This is a genomic window from Microbacterium sp. BK668, assembly GCF_004362195.1.
Classification (GTDB): Bacteria; Actinomycetota; Actinomycetes; order Actinomycetales; family Microbacteriaceae; genus Microbacterium.
In genome coordinates this window covers 636,993-656,740 of sequence record NZ_SNWG01000001.1, presented here as the reverse complement: position 1 = coordinate 656,740, position 19,748 = coordinate 636,993, and the positions used below count along the sequence as shown (strand labels likewise).

Here is a 19,748-nt window from a genome sequence, read left to right as displayed (position 1 = left end):
CTTCTCCGTCCCCGGAATCCGAGGACCGGGCGCCCGGGATGCATCGGCATCCGTAATGACGAGCGACCGTCTGGGAGTACTCCCCTTGGGACTCAGCAGGATACGGTCGCCCGCCGAGGACTTCCTGTGAAGCGGCTGAACGCCGCGTCGGGATGCGTCTGAACCCTCACATGACAGTTCGATGAGAAACGTCGGCAAGCGTTTCCCAATGACAGATCTCTTTGCTGGCATGTCGGGAGGGGAGATACCTATCCAGAGAGAGACATTGTGCAGAGAAGCAGAAGAATCACCCTCGCCGCGATCACCAGCGCTGTCCTGGTCGGCACCGCGGGCGTCGTCGCCGCACCCGCCGCCCAGGCGATCCCGGTCAACTCGCACTGCGGTACCGAGTCCGCCGGGAACCGGTCCTCGTTCGTGACGCACGACCAGCTCACGAGGGAGCTGCAGCGCATCGAGCGGACCACAGGCGGTGTCGTCGACGTGTCCGTGGCCGGCTACAGCAATGAGGGACGGGAGATCTACCAGGCTCGCGTCGGCACGGGCGACACGGTGATCCTCGTCCAGTCGCAGATCCACGGAAACGAGAACCACGGCACGGAGGCGCTTCTCTCGCTGCTGAAGGAGTTCGGCGGCAACACCCGGTCGGCCGCCGAGATCCGCGAGAACGTCACGATCGTGGCGATCCCCCGGTTGAACGTCGACGGCGGCGAGCGCGACACGCGGCAGAACCAGATGAGCTGGGATGAGGTCGTCGCGGACTTCCCGCAGCTCACCGGCGTCGACCCCGCCTGGAACTACCAGCCCGGAGTCCCCGGGTTCGACGTGAACCGCGACTTCAACCCGGACCTGGACTACGTGCCGCAGCCGGCGGACTTCCCCGGCAACAGCGCGGACACCGGCTGGTACATCACCCCCGAGGCCCAGACCGTCCGCGACGTGTACGCGGGGCTCGAGGGCGAGTTCGGGGTCGTCGACTACTTCGTCGACCTCCACAACCAGTGGCCCTGCTACGCGCAGGAGGGCACAGGTGACATGTCGCCGCTGTCGATCTCGGCGCGGTTCATCGCCGATCCCACCGAGTTCGGGGACTGGCCGAACTTCGACTACGACGCGTCCCGTCGCGCCAACGTCGCCGTGTACGACGCCCTGCAGGCATACGGCGACTCGGCGTTCGGCGACCTGACGCTCTACCCCCAGAACACCAACCTGCCTGGCACGGCGCTCGGATCCTTCGCGCTGCGCGGGAGCGCGACCGTGCTCTTCGAGACGTCGAGCAACACGCAGTCCGACGGCCAGAAGAGGAACGGGTTCCTCGCCAAGCAGGTCGAGATCGGCCTCCGGGGGCTCATCACCGCAGTGGCCGACGGCTCGATCGCGACGCTCGATCCCGAGGACTACGAGGAGATCCCGGAGCGGATCTACCTCCCTGCCGACTGATCCCCGGTCATGAAGGGCCGCCCGGGAGACCGGGCGGCCCTTCTCTTCGACCTCTGAGGGCAACTTCGGGCGAGCGGTTGCGATGCCTATCGTTTATCGATAGATTTCTGTTGTCGTTCGATGTGAGGAGCAGTCATGGGCGGGTCAACGATTTGGGTGTTGCGTGTCGTGATCGCGCTCGCGCTGGCGGGCTCGCTCCTCGTGCAGACGATGATCGTGCCCGCCCTCTGGTTCGATCTCGAGGGAGAGACGATGTGGGGGCGGATCACCGTCGTCTCCATTGCGATGCTCGGGGTCGTGTCGATGCAGATCTTCGCCGTCTGCGTATGGCAGCTCCTGACGAAGGTGCGGAGAGGATCGGTGTTCTCGGAGTCGTCGTTCTCGTACGTGAATGTCATCATCGGGGCGATCGCCGCGGCATCCGTGCTCGTCTTCACGCTGGCCGTCCTGCTGGCACCGGGCGAGACCGCCCCTGGCATCGTCGGACTCGTGTGCGGCGCCGCGCTCGTGCTGGCCGGTATGGCGCTGCTGGTGGTCGTGATGAAGGCACTGCTCAGACAGGCCATCGCACGCGAGCGCGAGGTGCGGATGCTGCGCTCCGAGCTGGACGAGGTGATCTGAGTGCCGATCGTGATCGACGTGGACGTGATGCTGGCGCGCCGGAAGATGGCGGTGGGAACGCTCGCGGAGCGGGTGGGGATCACTCCCGCGAACCTCGCGGTGCTGAAGAACGGCAGAGCCAAGGCCGTCCGCTTCTCCACGCTCGACGCCCTGTGCGAGGCCCTGCAGTGCCAGCCCGGGGACCTCCTCCGTTGGGAGCCGTCGACGGCCGCCGAGGCGGACGTCGACGCCGCCGGCTCCGGGCGAGCGTCGGCCGGGTGACCGACGGTCCGGCGACCGTGCCGTCCGAAGGGCTCGAGCTCCTGCGGAGGCCCGCGCCGGATCGGCAGGGCTAGTGTCGGGGAGATGACGACGATCCGGAACATCGCGGTGGGGCTGCCGGTCCGGTCGGGGCACGTGCTGGTGCTCAGCGGCACCGACCGGGTCAAGAGAGAGAGCTTCCACCGCGCGATCGGCGGTGGCATCGAGTTCGGCGAGACCGCCGAGGCGGCCGTCCGCCGCGAGTTCGAGGAGGAGGTGGGGGTCAGGCTGGACGACGTCCGGCTTCTGGCGGTCGTGGAGAACATCTTCGAGTACGAGGGAAGGCCCGGTCACGAGATCGCACACGTCTTCGCGGTGGATTCCGCTGACATCGACGCGATCGGGTTGGAGGCGCAGCTCCAAGTGCTCGACGAAGGAAGCCCCATCAGGTGGGTGCGAATCAGCGACGCGAAGCATCCCTTCTACCCGAGCGGAGTCGGCGCCATCCTCGCCTCGTTGGACCTCTAGCGCGGATCACGTGAGCGGGGCGGGTCGCCGAACCGGCCCCCTAGAACCTGCCGGTCGCCACAGCGCGTCCGCAAGGCCGACGGCGGGCGGCATCCTCTTCGTGCATCCGTGGGCCCCATGGCAGGAGAATGCACCTACGAGCGTTCTTCGCCGCGAGCAGAGGAGACCACCGTGTCCACGACATCGACGACCCACGCCGACCGCAGCACCCGGACGCGCGACATCGCGCGCCAGGTCATCATCCTCGTCAGCTCGGTGCTGGCCATCGTCGCCGCGTTCATCGGGTCGGGAGCATTCTTCGGCACTCCCATCCAGGAGGCCGCGGGAGGGTTCCTCGACGCCGACTCGACGCTGATCGCTCCGGGAACGGGCGCTTTCCGCATCTGGAGCGTCATCTACACCGGCATGCTCGCCTACGCGATCTGGCAGGTGCTGCCCGGACAGCGCAACGACGAGCGGCAGGTCCGCATCGGATGGTGGGTCGCCGCGTCGCTCATCCTCAACGCCGTCTGGATCGGCGTCGTGCAGGCGGACCTGCTCTACCTGAGCCTGCCCGTCATCGTGCTGCTTCTCATCGTGCTCTGCCGCATCTTCGTCATCCTGCGTCGCACGGCCCCCAAGAACCGGGTCGAGGCCGTGGTCGCCGACGGCGCCATCGGCCTGTACCTCGGCTGGGTGATCATCGCCACTGCGGCGAACGCCACCGCCATCCTCGTCGCCGCGGGCTTCGAGGGTTTCGGCATCGCCCCCGAGTTCTGGTCGTCCGTCGTCCTCGCCGTCGCCGCGGCCATCGGCATCGCCCTCGCCTTCTGGGGCGGCGGGCGCATCGCCCCGACGCTGTCGCTCTGCTGGGGGATCGCATGGGTCGCCGTCGCACGCTTCACGGACGAGCCGTACTCGCCGGCGACCGGCATCGCCGCGATCGTCGCCGTCGTCCTCATCGTCGCCGCGACCGTCGTCGCGCGTGTGCGCCACGACCGGCGCGTGCGGCACTGACCGGAGCGGCTATCGGCCGCCCCGACCCCAGTGGCGGGCTATCGCGTCGGCGAGGTCATCTCGGAGCAGCTCGATGTCTGCGGCGGCGGCGGCATGCAAGGCCTCGCTGACGATGAGCACCCGGCGAGTGTCCGGGCGGATCGCCGATAGCGCGCTCTGCCGGTTCGTCCAGCGCCGCGCGTGCGCGTTGCCGGCGTCGTCGCGGAAGACGACCTCTCGCGGATCGGGCGCCTCGACCTCGCCGCTGAAGCTCAGGTAAGTCTCGTCACCGGCGGCGTGCGTCACGATCAGGTCTCCCTGGACGCGATCAAGGTCGAACACGGCGATGGGAATTGCGTAGGCGAGGGAGACCGCGTTGCACACATCCACCAGTGGATGGATGGCGGGAAGCTCCCCGCTCAGCCGGTACCGCCGCAGCAGCGCCTCCGACGCGCAGCGGTACTGCGTCGGCTTCAACCCCATCTGACTGAACGCCCGTCGCCAGGCCGCGATCTCCGGGAACTCGCTTTCGGGGCGCTCGGCCAGCCGCGCTGCCGCGCGCTGCAGGAAAGGCGCTGTGCTCGCGGACACGTCTGCCGTGCCGGTCACCCCGTCGACGGCCAGGGTCGCGACGGCGAGCTGCGGGAACTCGCGCAACAGCTCGGGGTCGTGACGGAAGCGCCCGGCGGAATGCACGTTCCGAACTGTACAAGAGCTGCGGCGCCACTTCCCCGAAACAGCGGCACGATGGAGGGGTGGGCCGGCAGCGAGGCGAACGGGACGACGCGGGGAGTCGCGATCCGAAGATCTGTGCGTCGTGCGGTCGCACCATGCAATTCCGCGCCAAGTGGGCGGCTGACTGGGACGCCGTCCGCTACTGCTCGGACGGGTGCCGACGTCGCGGGGTGAACGAGGACGACCTTGCGCTCGAGCGCCGGATCATCGACACCCTCGCCCGTCGCGCCGCGACGTCGACGATGTGCCCGTCGGAGGCCGCGCGCGCCGTCGGCGGCGACGACTGGCGGGACCTCATGGAACCGGCGCGACGCGCTGCCCGCCGATTGGTGGCCGCGGGACGCGTGGACATCACGCAGGGCGGGCAGGTGGTCGATCCGTCGACGGCGAAAGGCCCCATCCGGATTCGCCTGCGCCCCGGCGACGCCGACGACACGACCGACCGGTGAGCGCTCCGGCCAGGCGACCAGCATCCACAGGAACAGGTCTGCGCGGAGCGCCGAACGCTACATGCCGACGGCCATGTCGGTGAAGCGCGAGAAGTGCCCCTGGAAGGCGACGGTGATGGTGTCGGTGGGCCCGTTGCGGTGCTTGGCGACGATGAGGTCCGCCTCGCCCGCGCGCGGCGAGTCCTTCTCGTAGGCCGCCTCGCGGTGCAGCAGCACCACCATGTCGGCGTCCTGCTCGATCGAGCCGGACTCGCGGAGGTCGGAGAGCGCGGGCTTCTTGTCGGCCCGCTGCTCGGGACCGCGGTTCAGCTGCGAGAGCGCGATGACCGGGACCTGAAGCTCCTTCGCGAGCAGCTTCAGCGCGCGGGAGAACTCCGACACCTCCTGCTGGCGCGACTCGACCCGCTTGCCGGAGGTCATGAGTTGGAGGTAGTCGATGACGACCATCTTGAGCCCGGCGCGCTGCTTGAGTCGCCGGCACTTCGCGCGGATCTCGACGAGCGTCATGTTGGGGCTGTCGTCGATGTAGAGAGGAGCGTCGTTGATGCGGCCGCGCGTCGCGGCGATCGTCGTCCAGTCGCGCGAATCGAGCGTGCCCTTGCGCATGGCCTGGAGCGGGATGGATCCCTCGGCGCTCAGCAGGCGCATGGCGATCTCGCTGCGGCCCATCTCGAGGGAGAAGAAGATCGTGGGCATGTCGGCCTTGATGGCGGCCGCGCGGGCGAAGTCGAGGGCGAGCGTCGACTTACCCATCGCGGGACGGGCGGCGATGATGATCATCTGCCCGGGGTGCAGCCCGTTCGTCAACTGGTCGAGGCCCGTGAAGCCGGTCGGGATGCCGGTCATCTGCCCGTCGCGCCCGCGTGCCGCCTCGATCTCGTCGACGGCGGCGTCGACGGCGACCGTGAGCGGGACATAGTCCTCGGCGGCCTCGGCTCCGGTGACGGAGTAGATCTCGGCCTGCGCGTTGTTCACCAGATCGAGGGCCTCGCCCTGACCCGAGTAGCCCATCTGCACGATGCGGGTGCCCGCGTCCACAAGGCGGCGCAGGAGCGCCCGCTCATTCACGATGGAGGCGTAGTAGCCGGCGTTGGCGGCGGTCGGCACGATCGAGGTGAGGCTGTGGAGGTAGTCCGCCCCGCCCGCGCGCTGCAGCTCGCCGTTCTTGATGAGCTCGTCGGTGACCGCGACGACGTCGGTCGGCTCGCCGTGCGAGTAGAGCGTGAGGATCGCCTCGAAGATCAGCTCGTGCTTGGGGATGTAGAAATCCGGGCCGCGGAGCGTCTCGATGACGTCGGCGACAGCATCCTTCGACAGCAGCATCCCGCCGAGCGCGCTCTGCTCGGCGAGGAGGTCGTGCGGAGGCGTGCGCTCCGGCTCACGGGGACCCCCTAGACGCTCGTCGGAGATGTCGGCGATCGACATAAGTCGTCCTCCCGGGAGCGTCGAAGATCTGCTGTGTCCGGACCAGGATCCACGCGCACACCGATGGACCGGGCGCCCTCGCGTCCGGTTGTCGATGAGCCTCGCCCGCGCACCGCCATAGGTGTGCGAACTCGTTCCCCCTGGGCCGCACCCCACGCTATGGACGGGGTCGGACACTCGCAACACGACTTGTGGATAACTGTGTGGAAAGTCTGCGTGAAACGCCGCACAGCCTGTGCACAGCATCTGTGGACAACCCTTGGGATGAGTCGTCGGCGCCTCCAGAATACCGCCCTTGATCGGCCATTCTTCGACTCACAACCTGTGGACGCAGATGTGCTTGAAGTCGTGCTTGAAGGTTGCGTCTGATAGGGAGGGTTGTGCACAGATGGAGGTCGCCGATCGCGCTCGGGTGTCCGTTTTGCGAACCGACGTCTGGACACGGGGGGCATGCAGGGGTATGTTCGTGGGTCCAGGCACCCTCAAGGCGGTATTCGGTCACGAATAGTCCGCCCGACGATCGACGTCGCAACAAGGAGGTGAACGTGGACATCGCCACACACCCGACACGGGTGCCTGTCTTCCGGCTTCTCGCCATCGGGACGGCTGTCGCGTTCGCGTACCTCCTCTTCGCGCTGCTCATGGGCTTCGGCTCGGGCGACGCGCGGGCGGACGACGGAGGCGATCAGGGGGGTCTTCTGGGCGGCGTCACCGGCGCCGTCGACAGCACCGTGGGAGACGTGACGCAGGCCGTGCAGGACACGACGCAGGCCGTCACCACCACCGTGCAGCAGGTCGTCCAGGCCCCTCCGGCGCCCGCTCAGCCGGTGGTCCAGCCCGTCGTCAGCACGGTCACGACGACGGTCCAGGCTGTCGTCCAGCCGGTCGCCGAGGTCGCGGAATCGGCCCCTGTCGGAGCGGTCGTCCAGCCCGTCGTCGACGCGGTGACCGCGATTCCGGTGGTGGGCGACGTGGCGCAGTCGGTCGGCGTGGGTCAGGCGGTGACGGATGCCGCGTCCACTGTGGATGAGGCGGCCGGCGACCTCGTGACGACGATCGCCGACACGACAACCGTCGTCGGAGGCGGGCGCCCGCCGCTGGTCGCCGTCCCCGACATCGACCTGCCGTCGGCAGGCGGAACCCTCGCTCCGACCGGCGCCGCAGCAGGGGATCTCGTGGCGACGATCACCGTCGCATCGGCCGCCGCGACCACGTGGGCCGGCTCGGCGCTGACGGACGCCTACCTCCGCGCCCTTCCCGGCTTCGCCGCTCTCCACTCCACCACCTCGGCTGCCGCCGGTCTCGTGTCGACCGCGGCCCAGGTGGGCGGCATCTTGTCTTCTGCCCTCGTCCTGGGTGCGTGCGCACCCGGCGATGGGTCTCCCATGGGGTCCAACGGTGCGGGCCCCGGCGCTCTCGCGCTCGCCGCATTCGCTCCGCTCGTCGCATACCGTGCCTGGATGCGCCGGAACGGATGGAATGACGACGTCGCGCCACCGGCGCCCACGTACGACACCGACGTCGCTCCTGACTGACGAAGGATCGGCCGCCCCTCCCGGCGGCACGATGATCCGCGCGCGTCCGCGCGCAGTCCTTCTTCCAGTTCAGGAGCATTGCAATGAAAACCTTCATGTCGCGCGCCCTTTGGGCAGCGCTCATCGCCGGAGGCATCACCGTCTTCGGTGCGGCGGCGGCCAACGCCGCTGAGACCAACGGAGAGGACGGCATCCTCTCGGGGACCCAGGCCGTCATCGACGTCAACGTCCCGGTCACCGTCGCCGGAAACGCCGTCTCCGTGATCGGCGACTCGACCGCAACCGCGCCCGCCCCGGCTCCGGCGCCGGCCCCGGCCCCGGCTCAGCCGTCGGGCACGACGAGCGGCGAAGACGGCGCCGTCTCGGGCTCGCAGGCGATCGTCGACGTCCACGTCCCGATCGACGTTTCGGGCAACGCCGTGTCGGGCGTCGGGGACGCGACGTCGGCACCGGCCCCCGCGCCGGCTGCGCCGGCACCCGCGCCCGTCGCAGTGTCGGCCCCGTCGACCTCGGGTGAGGACGGCATCGGCTCGGGCACCCAGGCCATCGTCTCGGTGGACGCGCCCATCACGGTCGGCGGCAACGCCGTCTCCGTGGTCGGCGACAGCACCACGTCAGCCGCCCCCACCGGCTCGGCAGGAGGATCGACGACGGGTTCGGGCCCGAGCGTCGACAGCCCCTCGACGAGCGGTGAGGACGGCATCCTCGGCGGCACTCAGGTGATCCCCGTCGTCAACGCGCCCATCACGATCGGCGGCAACGCCGTCTCCGTGGTCGGCGACAGCACCACGTCAGCCGCCCCCACCGGCTCGGCAGGAGGATCGACGACGGGTTCGGGCCCGACCGTCGGCAGCCCCTCGACGAGCGGTGAGGACGGCATCCTCGGCGGCACTCAGGTGATCCCCGTCGTCAACGCGCCCATCACGATCGGCGGCAACGCCATCTCGGGTCTCGGCGACAGCGTCACCACGGCCGCCCCCACCGGATCGGCGGGAGCACCGCAGGGCACGACGGCACCCACCGTCGGCAGCCCCTGGACGTCTGGCGAAGACGCAATCCTCGGCGGAACCCAGGTCATCCCGGTGCTGAACCTGCCGATCACGGTCGGCGGGAACGCGATCTCCGGAATCGGAGACAGCACGACCGGCGCATCTCCCAGCGCGCCGGTCGGCGGAGCGACGTCTCCCAGCGTCGGCTCCCCGTGGACGTCGGGCGAGGATGGAATCCTCGGCGGAACCCAGATCGTCCCGGTGCTGAACCTGCCTGTCACGATCGACGGAAACGCCATCTCCGTCATCGGTGACAGCACGGTCGCGGGCCCGCCGACCGGTCCGGTGGTTCCCACCGATCCGACGGACCCGACGGACCCGACGGACCCGACGGACCCGACGGACCCGACCGATCCGACCGATCCGACCGACCCGACGAGCCCCGTCGACCCGACGAGCCCGACCACCCAGGCCGGCCCCACGGGTATGGATGGTCCCGCGCTCGCCGGAACGGGCGGCGCCACCGCCATGGCGGGCATGACGGCCGCGACCGGCTCGAAGACGCTCGCAGCAACCGGGGGGGAGAGCGGCCTCGCGGGGCTCCTGCTGGGATTCATCCTGGCCGGCGCCGGCGTGCTGTCGCTCGTGCTGCGACGCCGCAGCGCGTGAGCTGAGCGGGCGGATCGGTGCATGCCTGGCCCGATCCGCCCCTCGGTGCACGCGCCGCGGAAGCGCGGATGCCGCGGACCCGTCCGGTCCGCGGCATCCGTCGTGCCCCGATTTCACGCACCCGACGGCGAGACCCGAACACGACGGATGCCGCGAGCCCTGAGGCCCGCGGCATCCGTGTGGTTCGAAACGCTCACCGACCGGTGAGCCGGCGCTTACTTGGCCGCGACCACCTGAAGCGTGATCACGGCGGTGAGGTCGTCACGCAGGCGAACGGTCGCCTCGTGCTCGCCCACGGCCTTGATCGGCGAGGTGATGTGGATCTTGCGCTTGTCGAGGTCGCCGAGACCGGCGGCCTTGACGGCGTCCGCGACGTCGGCGGTCTTGACCGAGCCGAACAGGCGGCCCTCAGAGCCGGCCTTGACGGCGAGGCGCACCTTGTTGCCCTCGAGGGAGTCCTTGAGGGCGACGGCCTCTTCGTGATCGTGGATCGCACGCGACTCGCGGGCGGCGCGGATCGACGCCACCTGCTTCTCGCCACCGCGCGTCCAGGCCACGGCGAAGCCCTGGGGGATGAGGTAGTTGCGGGCGTACCCGTTCTTGACCTCGACAACGTCACCGGCGCTACCGAGCCCGGCGACCTCGTTCGTGAGAATCAGCTTTGCCATGCTCGTGCTCCTTAGCGGCCAGCGCCGGCGTAGGGCAGGAGCGCCATCTCGCGCGCGTTCTTGATCGCCTTCGCGATCAGACGCTGCTCCTGCACCGAGACACCGGTGATACGACGGGCGCGGATCTTGCCGCGCTCCGAGATGAACTTGCGAAGCGTGGCGACGTCCTTGTAGTCAATGACGCCGACGCGGATCGCCTTCGCGGGGGCGGCGTTCTTCGCGCCCTTCCGCGGCTTGCGGCGGTCGCCGCTCGACTTTCCAGCCATGAGATGTTCCTTAAGAGTGGTGTGAGATCAGAAGGGGGTGTCGTCGCCGTACGACGTGCCGGGCGTGCTCCACGCGTCGGCCGAGCTGCCGCCGGACGACGACGACGAACCGGGGGTGGACCAGGGCTCGTCGGCGACCTGCTGCTGGCGGGGCGCTCCGCCGCCGCCACCGGCCGCGCGCGTGACCTGAGCGGTCGCGTAGCGCAGCGACGGCCCGATCTCGTCGACCTCGAGCTCGATCGCGGTGCGCTTCTCGCCCTCGCGCGTCTCGTACGAACGCTGCTTCAGGCGACCGGTCGCGATGACGCGGGAGCCCTTCGTGAGCGAACCGGCGACGTGCTCGGCGAACTCGCGCCACACGCTCGCGCGGAGGAACAGCGCTTCGCCGTCCTTCCACTCGTTCGCCTGGCGGTCGAAGTTGCGCGGCGTCGACGCGATCGTGAAGTTCGCGACGGGGAGACCGTTCTGCGTGTAGCGCAGCTCGGGATCAGCCGTGAGGTTCCCCACCACGGTGATGATCGTCTCGCCGGCCATGACCGTTACGCGTCCTGCTTCGCGGGCTTCGCGGGGCGGGCGGCCTTGCGGGCGGCCTTCTCCTCGGAGCGCTTGGCTTCGGCGGCGACCTGGGCGATGGCCTCCTCGGCGCGGAGCACCTTGGTGCGCATGATCTGCTCGCTGAGGTTCAGCTGGCGGTCGAGCTCCTGGGTGGCGGCGCTGGTGGCCGTGAAGTTGACGACGGCGTAGATGCCCTCGGACTTCTTCTGGATCTCGTAGGCGAGACGGCGCTTGCCCCAGATGTCGACGTTGTCGATCGAGCCACCGTCTGCGGTGATGACCTTCAAGAACTTGTCGAGGTTCGGGCCGACCTGGCGCTCATCGATCTCAGGGTTGAGGATGACCATGAGTTCGTACTGGTGCGTCACTTACCCACCTCCTTCGGACTAGAACGGCTGACGGGCATTTCCCGACAGCAGGAGGGTGTGTTGCACGTGTCCGCGATGCGCGCGGGACGACCCGCGTGCGGACAACCCTCCTATCATACCGGAAGCCGGGTCGGACCCCGAATCGGTTCCGCGACCGGGCGGGAGGGACGGATGCCTAGGGTGGACGCATGGCCGAGGCATCCGTCGCCCGAGAGGCCGATCGCGCGACCCGCGCGCTGCGCGCCGTCGAGCTCGCCTGCCTCGCGCTCGGCGTCCTCCTCATCGCCGCACTCCACGTCGTCGCACCGACCAACGGCATCGACCCGCTCCGGATCACGATCAGTCAGTACGGGCGCTCGCCGCTTGCCCCCGCCTTCGTCCTCGGGGTCGTCCTCATCGCGTGGGGCTCGGCGGCGACGCTCGTGCTGTTCGTGCGGACGGGAGTGTGCCGCGCCCTCTCGGTGCCGAGCATCGGCATCGCGCTGTGGGTGATCGGGATGCTGGGGGTCGCCCTCTTCCCGAAGGCCGACTGGGCGGCGGGGGCGACGTGGATGGGGTACCTGCATCGCGGGGCGTCGATCGTCGCCTTCGTCGCCCTTCCGGTCGCGATCCTCGCGCTCGCGGCGCGGGAGGCCCGCCGACGCGGACGCCTCCGGCGGGATTCGAGCTTCGATCATCGCCTGCTCACGCTGGCGCTCGTGCTCGCCGTGGTGGTCCTCGCCGCGATCGTCGTGGCCGGGGTGCTGATCGGCGTCGCCGAAGCGAGCGGGACGCCGTGGTGGATGCTCTTCCCCATCGGCCTCGGCGAGCGCGTCCTCGTCGGCGCCGAGCTCGTCGCCCTCGGACTCGTGGTCGTCGCATTCGCCTGCCATCCTCCTGATCCGGCCCGGGTAGCGTGACGGGCATGGAGTGGACGGCGGATGTCGCGGCCGGCGACTGGATCCGGGAGCGGATCGACGACCCCTGGCGCGGGACCATGCACGACGTCGTGCCGCGGGGGTTCGAGGCGTACGCGCGGGTGTTCCACCCCGTCGAGCGGGATCGGCCCCGCGGGCGGCCCTGGCCGCCGCTTCCCTATGGGGCTCATCGCCGGGAATGGGAGGCCTTCGACGCCGCCCAGCCCGAGTTCAAGGCCGAGCGTGTGAGATGGGAGCAGGCCGCAGCCGGCTTCGGAACCACGATGCACGCTCTGGCGCAATGGCATCACATCGCCGAGAGGTTCCGGGAGAGGACGGGCCGAGGGATGCCGCGGGCTGGCGGTACGGGCGGCCGGCCCATGGTCAGCTCGAACCCGACCTCATGGCCGCCGTCGCGGCGGTCTTGGGGAGGCACACCACCACACCGGACGACGGCTTCGTCGCCGTGTGGGAGGGATGGGGCGGCCTCGTCGGCGGAATGGGGTACGGTCCGTCGCGCGCGCTCCTGACGCTCTCGGCCACCGACGACACCCCGCGGAACTCCGTGGAAGCGCGCCACCTCGACTTCCTCGAGCACTCCGGGCGCGATCAGCTCAACAACGCCTTCCGCAAGCCGACGTGGCAGGCGGGCATCCCGTCCGACGACATCTCTCGCGGCCCGCGCTCGCCCTGCCCGCCCGCGACCACGTCCTGTTCCGGGGCGGCGTGACGGAGCTCGCCGACCCGGCGTGGATCGAGCGCGTGCCGTGGCGCGACCGCGAGTCGGAGTCGGAGGGGTTCGGTCCATCGGCGGAGTCGCCGAGCCTGGTCTGGCCGGCCGACCGCGCGTGGGTGCTGGTGAGCGAGATCGACTATGACTCGACGATCGTGGGCGGATCCTCCGCCCTCGTGCGGGCGCTGTGCACCGACGGGCGACTGGAGGCCCTGCCGCTGCGCGAGGGCGCCGACCTCGGGTGGGACGCCGACGACGTGAACCGGTAGGCACTTGCCTGACGAGTTCAGGATGGCGGGCCGAGATCAGGGCGGAAGTGGGCAACGGCTCCTGAGGCGGGCGTGGAATCCTGATCTCGACAGCATCCCGTCGAGCGGGGCCCGCTATCACGACTCGCCTTCCGAGTGAAGGAGGGTTGACCGGACTGCGGGCCTGCGTAACGTGTGAGCCACGCGCTGTTTTCGCACGACCATCGAGGAGGTCCGATGGACGAGCCCGTGACCGACACCCCGCAGACGAGCGAGAGCTCTTCCCTGCCGACGAGCGGCTCCCCGGAGCCCGGCACCCCCGTGGAGCCGCCGCCCACGACGTCGTCGATCCCCGAGATCAGCTTCGACGAGCAGCTCTACCCGGCGCGCCCGAGGCGGCTGCGCCCGAGGGATCAGCTGCGCCGCAGCAACCTGCGCCGCATCGCGACCGATCCGCGCAGCGCCATCGGCACCAACCCCTCCTACGTCGAGTGGCTCGTGCGCCAGTCGATGCTGAAGGACTCCGACGTGCTCAGCCGCCAGCTCTCGGGACAGCCCAGCATGTGGCGCAACCCCTACGCGCGACCCGACGCGCGCCGCGCGATCGAGACCGCCGACGTGTGGTTCACCGCGTACCCCATCTCGCTCATCACCCGGCCCGGTCAGTCGTTCCTCGACGCGCTCGGCCAGCAGGAGCTGTGGGATGCGTTCCAGGCGATCGGCATCAACGCCCTGCACACGGGCCCGGTCAAGCGGGCCGGCGGCATTCTCGGCTGGCAGGAGACCCCGAGCGTCGACGGCCACTTCGACCGCATCTCGACGCAGATCGACCCGCTCTTCGGCGACGAGGAGGCATTCCGCCGGCTGACCGACGTCGCGGACGAGCACGGCGGCAGCGTCATCGACGACATCGTGCCCGGCCACACCGGCAAGGGCGCGGACTTCCGCCTCGCCGAGATGGGGTTCAAGGACTACCCCGGGATCTACCACATGATCGAGATCCCGCCGGAGGACTGGCACCTCCTTCCCGACGTGCCGCCCGGTCGCGACGCGGTGAACCTCGACCCTGCGACGGAGCGCGAGCTGGCCGATCGCGGGTACATCATCGGCGAGCTGCAGCGCGTCATCTTCTACACGCCCGGCGTGAAGGAGACGAACTGGAGTGTGACGGATGCCGTGACCGGCGTCGACGGGCAGGCCCGGCGCTGGGTCTACCTCCACTACTTCAAGGAGGGCCAGCCATCCATCAATTGGCTCGATCCCACCTTCGCCGGCATGCGGCTCGTGATCGGCGACGCGCTCCACTCGCTCGGCGACCTCGGCTCGAGCGCGCTGCGCCTCGATGCCAACGGGTTCCTCGGGGTGGAGAAGAGCGCGGAGGGGATGCCCGCCTGGTCGGAGGGCCACCCGCTGTCGCACGCGGCCAACCACATCATCGCGGGCATGGTCCGGAAGGTGGGCGGCTTCACCTTCCAGGAGCTCAACCTCGCGATCGAGGACATCCGCGACACCGGTGCCGTCGGCGCCGACCTGTCGTACGACTTCGTGAGCCGTCCCGCCTACCAGCACGCCCTCGCGACGGGTGACACGGAGTTCCTGCGCCTCGCCCTGCGGCAGTCGCTCGCGCTCGGCGTCGAGCCGGTCGGCCTCGTGCACGGGCTGCAGAACCACGACGAGCTGACCTACGAGCTGGTGCACTGGGCAGCCCAGCACCGCGACGACCCCTTCGAGTTCCGCGGGCGCGAGGTCACCGGCGCCGAGCTCGCCGAGGAGATCCGGGCCGACCTCACCGAGAAGCTCACCGGGTCGTCGGAGCTGAACATGGTCTTCACGCAGAACGGCATCGCGTGCACGATGGCCTCGCTCATCGCGGCCACGCGGGGAGCCGCCACGGTCGACGACGTCACCGACGACGAGATCCCCGCGATCCGCGACGCGCATCTGCTGCTGTGCAAGTTCAACGCGTGGCAGCCGGGCGTCTTCGCCCTGTCGGGCTGGGATCTGACCGGGATGCTGACCCTGCCGCGCGCGGAGGTCGCCGACCTCATCGCGCGGGGCGATACGCGGTGGATCGAACGGGGAGCGCACGACCTCGTCGACGCCGCACCCGACGCAGAGCGGTCGTCGTCGGGCATGCCGCGCGCGCGCTCGCTGTACGGGTCGCTGCCCGCGCAGCTGACGTCGGACGAGTCGTTCGCCTCGCGCCTGGCCGAGATCATCGCGGTGCGGCGGGAGCACTCCATCGCCGTCGCGACGCAGATCGACGTGCCCGATGTCGCGCACCCCGGGATGCTCGTGCTCGTGCATCGTCTCGGCGGACCCGAGGAGAATGCGCCCGTCCTCCAGCTGACCGTGCTGAACTTCACCGACGAGGAGGTGACGGGCACCGTCCGCAGCGATCAGCTCGAGGCCCGCTCCGACGTGATCGACGCCGTCACAGGAGAGGTGATCGCGCGCGTCGACGACCTGCAGAGCTTCCCGCTTCAGCTCGAGCCGTACGGCGGGCACTTCCTGCTGCTGCGCGCCGAGGAGCCGCAGGAGGGCCCGGAGATCGCCGGGGCCTGACCTCCTTCTCAGGCGCCGCGGGACGACTGCCAGACGGCGCGGCGGGTCGCCTGCTCGACCGGGTCCGGCACGGGAAGGGACGCCAGCAGCCGCTTCGTGTAGTCGTCCCGAGGATCCATGAGCACCTGTGCCGTCGTTCCCTGCTCGCGGATCTCCCCCTGGCGCAGCACGACCACGCGGTCCGCGACCTCGTCGACGACGGCGAGGTCGTGGCTGATGAAGAGCGACGCGAAGCCGAACTCCCTCTGCAGCTCGGCGAAGAGCTCGAGCACGCGGGCCTGCACGGAGACGTCGAGCGCACTCGTCGGCTCGTCGGCGATGAGCAGCTTGGGGTTCAGGATGAGCGCCCGCGCGAGCGACGCGCGCTGACGCTGGCCGCCCGAGAGCTCGTGCGGGTAGCGGTCGCCGTAGGAGGTCGGCAGGTGCACGGCATCCAGCAGCTCGTCCACCCGTGCCCGCGCCTTCTGCGCCGACGAATCCCGCCCGTGGACGAGGAGCGGCTCGGCGATGCACTCCGCGATCGTGAGGAGCGGATTGAAGCTCGTCGCCGGATCCTGGAAGACGAAGCCGACGTGCGGGCGGATCTTCGTGAGGTGACGGGGCTTGGCTCCCTTGAGCTCCTGGCCGAGCACGGTCAGCGATCCGCCGAGCACCTCCGTCAGCCCCACCATGGCGCGGCCGATCGTCGTCTTGCCCGAGCCCGACTCCCCCACGAGGCCGAGCACCTCGCCCGGGGCGATCCAGAAGTCGACGCCCTTCACGGCAACGACCCCCGCTGATCCGAAGCGGCCCGGGTAGCCGATCTGCACCTTCTTCGCGACGACGAGGCTCCCCTCGGGCGCCTGGGTGGGGGCTGGAATCGCGGGGTCCTGCGTCGCGCTCTTGCCACGTCCGACGCGCGGGACGGCGCCGAGGAGCGCCTTGGTGTAGTCCTCGCGAGGGGCGGCGAAGATGTCCCGCACGCTCGCCTGCTCGACGATGTCGCCGCGGTACATCACGACGACGCGGTCGGCGAGGTCGGCCACCACGCCCATGTTGTGGGTGATCAGCACGATCGTCGCGCCGAAGTCGTCGCGGCACGCGCGCAGCAGCTCGAGGATCTCGGCCTGCACCGTGACGTCGAGGGCTGTCGTGGGCTCGTCGGCGATGATGAGCTTCGCGTCGAGCACGAGGGCCATCGCGATGACGACGCGTTGCTTCTGCCCTCCTGAGAACTGGTGGGGATAGTCGTCGACCCGCTTCTCGGGGTCGGGGATGCCGACCTTGCGGAGGATCTCGACCGCCTTCGCCTTCGCCTCGGACTTGGAGAGCTTCTCGTGTGCCCGCAGCCCCTCGGCGATCTGGAACCCGACCGTGAACACCGGGTTGAGCGCGGTGGACGGCTCCTGGAAGACCATCGCGGCGTCGCGGCCGCGCATCTCGCGCAGCTGCTCGCGGCTCGCGTGCACGACATCGGTCTCGCCGCCGTCGCGCCCGCGGATGATCACGGCTCCCGACAGCGTCGCGGTCTCGGGGAGGAGCCCGAGGAGGGTGTTGGCCGTCACCGTCTTGCCGGACCCCGACTCGCCGACGATCGCGAGCACTTCGCCGGCGCGGGCTTCGATGCTGATGCCGGTGACCGCCTGCACCGGCTCGGCGTCCGTCGCGAACGTGACGTGCAGGTCGCGCACGGCGGCGACCGCCGACCGGCTCTCGTTCTGCTGGGTCTGCAGGCTCATGCCGCACCTCCCGCGCGGCGGCGGCGGCGCAGCCGCGGGTCGCTCAGATCGTTGAGGCTCTCGCCGACGAGCGTGATCCCGAGGACGACGAACACGATCGCGAGGCCCGGGGGGATCGATGTCCACCAGATGCCGCTCGAGGCGTCCGCGACGGAGCGGTTGAGGTCGTACCCCCACTCGGCGGCGGCCGTCGCATCGATCCCGAACCCGAGGAAGCCCAGGCCGGCGAGGGTCAGCAGCGCCTCCGAGGCGTTGAGCGTCACGATGACGGGGACGGACCGCAGGGAGTTGCGCAGCACGTGGCGCGTGAGGATCCGGCCCGTCGGCACGCCGATGACCCGCGCGGACTCCACGAACGGCTCGGCCTTGATCCGAACGACGTCGGCGCGGATGACGCGGAAGTACTGCGGGACGAAGACGACCGTGATGGCGATCGCCGCGGAGAGGATGCCGCTCCACAGCGTCGAGCGGCCGCCCGAGATGACGATCGAGATGACGATGGCGAGCAGGAGCGATGGGAAGGAGTAGATGGCGTCCGCGATGACGACGAGGATGCGGTCGAGCCACCCGCCGAAGTAGCCGCTCAGGAGGCCGAGCGCGATCCCGAGGAAGATCGAGAAGACGATCGCGCAGAGGATCGCGAGGATAGCGGTCTGCGCGCCCCAGATCACGCGCGAGTAGACGTCGAAGCCGCCCACCGTCGTGCCCCAGATGTTGAGCGGGTTCGGGGGCTGCTGGGTGCCGAACTTCACTCCGTCGACGCTGCGCTGCGCCCACCCGTAGGGTGCGATCCACGGTGCGAAGACGGCGACGACGACGAAGACCGCGAGGATGACGAGTCCCGCGACGAGCATGCCCCGCTGGAGCCCGACGCTCTGACGCACGTGCGAGAGGACGGGGATGCGGTCGCGCAGGGGCTTCTTGCGGGTCGTGATCGCGGAAGCGGCGGCCGGCGCGGGAGCGGATGCCGCGGCATCCGTCCTCGACGCGGAAGGCTGCGTGGACATCAGTACCTCACCCTCGGGTCGATGAGCACGGCGACGATGTCGACGATGAAGTTCGTCACGGCGATGATGACGGCGATCATGATGACGATGCCCTGCACCGCGACGAAGTCGCGCGACAGGATGTACTGCGCCAGGTGGAAGCCGATGCCCTTCCACTCGAACGACGTCTCGGTGAGGACGGCGCCGGCCAGCAGCAGGCCGACCTGCAGTCCGATGACCGTCACGATCGGGATGAGGGCCGGACGATAGGCGTGCTTCGTGAGCAGGCGGTACTCGCCGACGCCGCGGGAGCGTGCCGAGGTGACGTACTGCGCGCCGAGCGTGCCGATGACGTTGGTGCGGACGAGGCGCAGGAACACGCCCGCCGTGAGGAGGCCCAGGGCGAGCCCGGGCAGGATCGCGTGCTGGAGCACATCGCCGACCGCCTGAGGGCTGCCGAGGCGGATCGCGTCGATGAGGTAGATGCCGGTCGGATTCTCGAGGGTCTGCAGCTGCAGCTCGGTCCGGGTCGATGCGCGGCCCGCGACGGGGAGCCAGCCGAGCCAGGCCGAGAAGACGAGCTTCAGCAGGATCGCGACGAAGAAGATCGGCGTCGCGTAGAAGAGGATGGCGCTGATGCGGAGGACGGCGTCGGGCCAGCGGTCGCGCAGGCGGGCGGCCAGGAGCCCCAGCGGGATGCCGATGAGGAAGGCGACGATGAGGGCGTAGATCGTGAGTTCGAGGGTCGCCAGGCCGAACTGCACGAGGATCTGGCTGACCTGCTGATTGTCGGTGATCGTCGTGCCGAAGTCGCCGCGGAAGACGCCCAGGATGTACTCGAAGTACTGCACGATCAGCGGCCGGTCGTAGCCCGCCTCGCGGACGCGCTCGGCGAGCTGGTCGGGCGGAAGGCGTCCGCCGAGCGCGGCGGTGATGGGGTCGCCCGTGATCCGCGTGAGGAAGAAGACCACGGTCACGAGGATGATGACCGTCGGGAAGATGAGGAAGAAGCGGATCAGGATGTAGCGCCAGAGTCCGCTGCCCTTTGCGGAGACGAGCGGATCGGCGGTGATCGCTTCTTCGGCCGCGAGAACCATGCGTGAGCCTTAAGGGGTGAGGCGCGGGCCGGCCGCCGGCGCCGG

At 69.7% G+C, this 19,748-nt stretch carries 21 protein-coding genes; 12 read left to right on the top strand and 9 right to left on the bottom strand.

Annotation, left to right across the window (positions count from 1 at the left end; all coding sequences use genetic code 11):
• Positions 1–267 precede the first annotated feature (267 nt).
• The 5 genes from EV279_RS02880 (at position 268) to EV279_RS02860 (ending at position 3,822) form a co-directional block, all read left to right on the top strand.
• Complete coding sequence (locus EV279_RS02880) at positions 268–1,437, top strand: M14 family zinc carboxypeptidase (protein WP_133541426.1); 1,170 nt, start codon at positions 268–270, stop codon at positions 1,435–1,437.
• A gap of 135 nt (positions 1,438–1,572) precedes the next feature.
• On the top strand, positions 1,573–2,058 hold the full coding sequence (locus EV279_RS02875; RefSeq protein ID WP_133541425.1) for a DUF2975 domain-containing protein: 486 nt from the start codon (positions 1,573–1,575) through the stop codon (positions 2,056–2,058).
• Positions 2,059–2,319: a helix-turn-helix transcriptional regulator gene (locus tag EV279_RS02870; protein WP_133541424.1), complete on the top strand. Its 261-nt coding sequence runs from the start codon at positions 2,059–2,061 to the stop codon at positions 2,317–2,319. It abuts the gene before it with no gap.
• Positions 2,320–2,403: 84 nt separating this feature from the next.
• Complete coding sequence (locus EV279_RS02865) at positions 2,404–2,826, top strand: NUDIX domain-containing protein (protein WP_133541423.1); 423 nt, start codon at positions 2,404–2,406, stop codon at positions 2,824–2,826.
• A gap of 171 nt (positions 2,827–2,997) precedes the next feature.
• The gene (locus EV279_RS02860; protein ID WP_243728407.1) at positions 2,998–3,822 is read left to right on the top strand and encodes a tryptophan-rich sensory protein; all 825 of its coding nucleotides are present in this window, start codon (positions 2,998–3,000) and stop codon (positions 3,820–3,822) included.
• Between the two features lie 9 nt (positions 3,823–3,831).
• Here EV279_RS02860 and EV279_RS02855 read toward each other — a convergent pair whose 3' ends face one another.
• A complete protein-coding gene (locus EV279_RS02855) occupies positions 3,832–4,497 on the bottom strand; it encodes a phenylalanine--tRNA ligase beta subunit-related protein (protein WP_166644428.1) in 666 nt (221 codons plus the stop codon).
• A gap of 134 nt (positions 4,498–4,631) precedes the next feature.
• Here EV279_RS02855 and EV279_RS02850 point away from each other — a divergent pair, with 134 nt between their 5' ends.
• A complete protein-coding gene (locus EV279_RS02850; RefSeq protein ID WP_133541422.1) occupies positions 4,632–4,985 on the top strand; it encodes a DUF3253 domain-containing protein in 354 nt (117 codons plus the stop codon).
• A 57-nt stretch (positions 4,986–5,042) separates the two neighbouring features.
• Here the strand turns inward: EV279_RS02850 and dnaB are convergent, their stop codons facing one another.
• The gene (gene dnaB, locus EV279_RS02845; protein ID WP_133541421.1) at positions 5,043–6,410 is read right to left on the bottom strand and encodes a replicative DNA helicase; all 1,368 of its coding nucleotides are present in this window, start codon (positions 6,408–6,410) and stop codon (positions 5,043–5,045) included.
• A gap of 545 nt (positions 6,411–6,955) precedes the next feature.
• Here dnaB and EV279_RS02840 point away from each other — a divergent pair.
• Together EV279_RS02840 and EV279_RS02835 are read left to right on the top strand one after the other, a co-directional pair.
• Complete coding sequence (locus EV279_RS02840) at positions 6,956–7,945, top strand: hypothetical protein (RefSeq protein WP_133541420.1); 990 nt, start codon at positions 6,956–6,958, stop codon at positions 7,943–7,945.
• A 95-nt stretch (positions 7,946–8,040) separates the two neighbouring features.
• Positions 8,041–9,603 carry a chaplin family protein gene (locus EV279_RS02835; RefSeq protein WP_133541419.1) on the top strand — a complete coding sequence of 521 codons (1,563 nt, stop codon included), beginning with the start codon at positions 8,041–8,043 and terminating at the stop codon, positions 9,601–9,603.
• A 215-nt stretch (positions 9,604–9,818) separates the two neighbouring features.
• On the opposite strand, the gene rplI is transcribed toward EV279_RS02835, so the two are convergent.
• Genes rplI through rpsF form a run of 4 tightly spaced genes read right to left on the bottom strand, consistent with a single transcriptional unit; the run spans position 9,819 to position 11,460 of the window.
• Complete coding sequence (gene rplI / locus EV279_RS02830; protein WP_133541418.1) at positions 9,819–10,271, bottom strand: 50S ribosomal protein L9; 453 nt, start codon at positions 10,269–10,271, stop codon at positions 9,819–9,821.
• An 11-nt stretch (positions 10,272–10,282) separates the two neighbouring features.
• Positions 10,283–10,537 (bottom strand): 30S ribosomal protein S18, encoded by a 255-nt coding sequence (gene rpsR, locus EV279_RS02825; protein WP_133541417.1) that lies wholly within the window; start codon positions 10,535–10,537, stop codon positions 10,283–10,285.
• A gap of 27 nt (positions 10,538–10,564) precedes the next feature.
• Complete coding sequence (locus EV279_RS02820) at positions 10,565–11,071, bottom strand: single-stranded DNA-binding protein (protein WP_133541416.1); 507 nt, start codon at positions 11,069–11,071, stop codon at positions 10,565–10,567.
• 5 nt (positions 11,072–11,076) lie between these two features.
• Positions 11,077–11,460: a 30S ribosomal protein S6 gene (rpsF, locus tag EV279_RS02815; protein WP_133541415.1), complete on the bottom strand. Its 384-nt coding sequence runs from the start codon at positions 11,458–11,460 to the stop codon at positions 11,077–11,079.
• Positions 11,461–11,648: 188 nt separating this feature from the next.
• On the opposite strand from rpsF, the gene EV279_RS02810 reads away from it, so the two are divergent.
• The 4 genes from EV279_RS02810 (at position 11,649) to treS (ending at position 15,902) form a co-directional block, all read left to right on the top strand.
• Complete coding sequence (locus tag EV279_RS02810; protein ID WP_133541414.1) at positions 11,649–12,359, top strand: DUF998 domain-containing protein; 711 nt, start codon at positions 11,649–11,651, stop codon at positions 12,357–12,359.
• Positions 12,360–12,657: 298 nt separating this feature from the next.
• Positions 12,658–13,086, top strand: a complete 429-nt coding sequence (locus tag EV279_RS16980; protein WP_243728406.1) for a hypothetical protein — start codon at positions 12,658–12,660, stop codon at positions 13,084–13,086.
• Positions 13,083–13,358: a hypothetical protein gene (locus tag EV279_RS16975; protein ID WP_243728405.1), complete on the top strand. Its 276-nt coding sequence runs from the start codon at positions 13,083–13,085 to the stop codon at positions 13,356–13,358. The genes EV279_RS16980 and EV279_RS16975 overlap by 4 nt, the downstream gene beginning before the upstream one ends.
• A 216-nt stretch (positions 13,359–13,574) precedes the next feature.
• Positions 13,575–15,902 (top strand): maltose alpha-D-glucosyltransferase, encoded by a 2,328-nt coding sequence (treS, locus tag EV279_RS02800; RefSeq protein ID WP_133541413.1) that lies wholly within the window; start codon positions 13,575–13,577, stop codon positions 15,900–15,902.
• Between the two features lie 8 nt (positions 15,903–15,910).
• Here the strand turns inward: treS and EV279_RS02795 are convergent, their stop codons facing one another.
• The 3 genes from EV279_RS02795 to EV279_RS02785 are packed head-to-tail and all read right to left on the bottom strand — an operon-like array spanning position 15,911 to position 19,703.
• The gene (locus tag EV279_RS02795) at positions 15,911–17,620 is read right to left on the bottom strand and encodes an ABC transporter ATP-binding protein (RefSeq protein ID WP_133541412.1); all 1,710 of its coding nucleotides are present in this window, start codon (positions 17,618–17,620) and stop codon (positions 15,911–15,913) included.
• Positions 17,617–18,627, bottom strand: a complete 1,011-nt coding sequence (locus EV279_RS02790) for an ABC transporter permease (protein ID WP_133541411.1) — start codon at positions 18,625–18,627, stop codon at positions 17,617–17,619. The genes EV279_RS02795 and EV279_RS02790 overlap by 4 nt, the downstream gene beginning before the upstream one ends.
• Positions 18,627–19,703: an ABC transporter permease gene (locus EV279_RS02785; RefSeq protein WP_133541410.1), complete on the bottom strand. Its 1,077-nt coding sequence runs from the start codon at positions 19,701–19,703 to the stop codon at positions 18,627–18,629. The genes EV279_RS02790 and EV279_RS02785 overlap by 1 nt, the downstream gene beginning before the upstream one ends.
• Between the last annotated feature and the right edge of the window lie 45 nt (positions 19,704–19,748).

Excerpts from the sequence above, each read along its gene's own strand:
- EV279_RS02810 (WP_133541414.1), top strand. The coding sequence starts at position 11,649 with ATGGCCGAGGCATCCGTCGCCCGAGAGGCCGATCGCGCGACCCGCGCG.
- EV279_RS02865 (WP_133541423.1), top strand. The coding sequence starts at position 2,404 with ATGACGACGATCCGGAACATCGCGGTGGGGCTGCCGGTCCGGTCGGGG.
- dnaB (WP_133541421.1), bottom strand. The coding sequence starts at position 6,410 with ATGTCGATCGCCGACATCTCCGACGAGCGTCTAGGGGGTCCCCGTGAG.
- EV279_RS02785 (WP_133541410.1), bottom strand. The coding sequence starts at position 19,703 with ATGGTTCTCGCGGCCGAAGAAGCGATCACCGCCGATCCGCTCGTCTCC.
- EV279_RS16980 (WP_243728406.1), top strand. The coding sequence starts at position 12,658 with ATGGCATCACATCGCCGAGAGGTTCCGGGAGAGGACGGGCCGAGGGAT.
- treS (WP_133541413.1), top strand. The coding sequence starts at position 13,575 with ATGGACGAGCCCGTGACCGACACCCCGCAGACGAGCGAGAGCTCTTCC.
- EV279_RS02835 (WP_133541419.1), top strand. The coding sequence starts at position 8,041 with ATGTCGCGCGCCCTTTGGGCAGCGCTCATCGCCGGAGGCATCACCGTC.
- EV279_RS02850 (WP_133541422.1), top strand. The coding sequence starts at position 4,632 with ATGCAATTCCGCGCCAAGTGGGCGGCTGACTGGGACGCCGTCCGCTAC.
- rplI (WP_133541418.1), bottom strand. The coding sequence starts at position 10,271 with ATGGCAAAGCTGATTCTCACGAACGAGGTCGCCGGGCTCGGTAGCGCC.
- EV279_RS02795 (WP_133541412.1), bottom strand. The coding sequence starts at position 17,620 with ATGAGCCTGCAGACCCAGCAGAACGAGAGCCGGTCGGCGGTCGCCGCC.
- EV279_RS02790 (WP_133541411.1), bottom strand. The coding sequence starts at position 18,627 with ATGTCCACGCAGCCTTCCGCGTCGAGGACGGATGCCGCGGCATCCGCT.
- rpsR (WP_133541417.1), bottom strand. The coding sequence starts at position 10,537 with ATGGCTGGAAAGTCGAGCGGCGACCGCCGCAAGCCGCGGAAGGGCGCG.
- EV279_RS02820 (WP_133541416.1), bottom strand. The coding sequence starts at position 11,071 with ATGGCCGGCGAGACGATCATCACCGTGGTGGGGAACCTCACGGCTGAT.
- EV279_RS02875 (WP_133541425.1), top strand. The coding sequence starts at position 1,573 with ATGGGCGGGTCAACGATTTGGGTGTTGCGTGTCGTGATCGCGCTCGCG.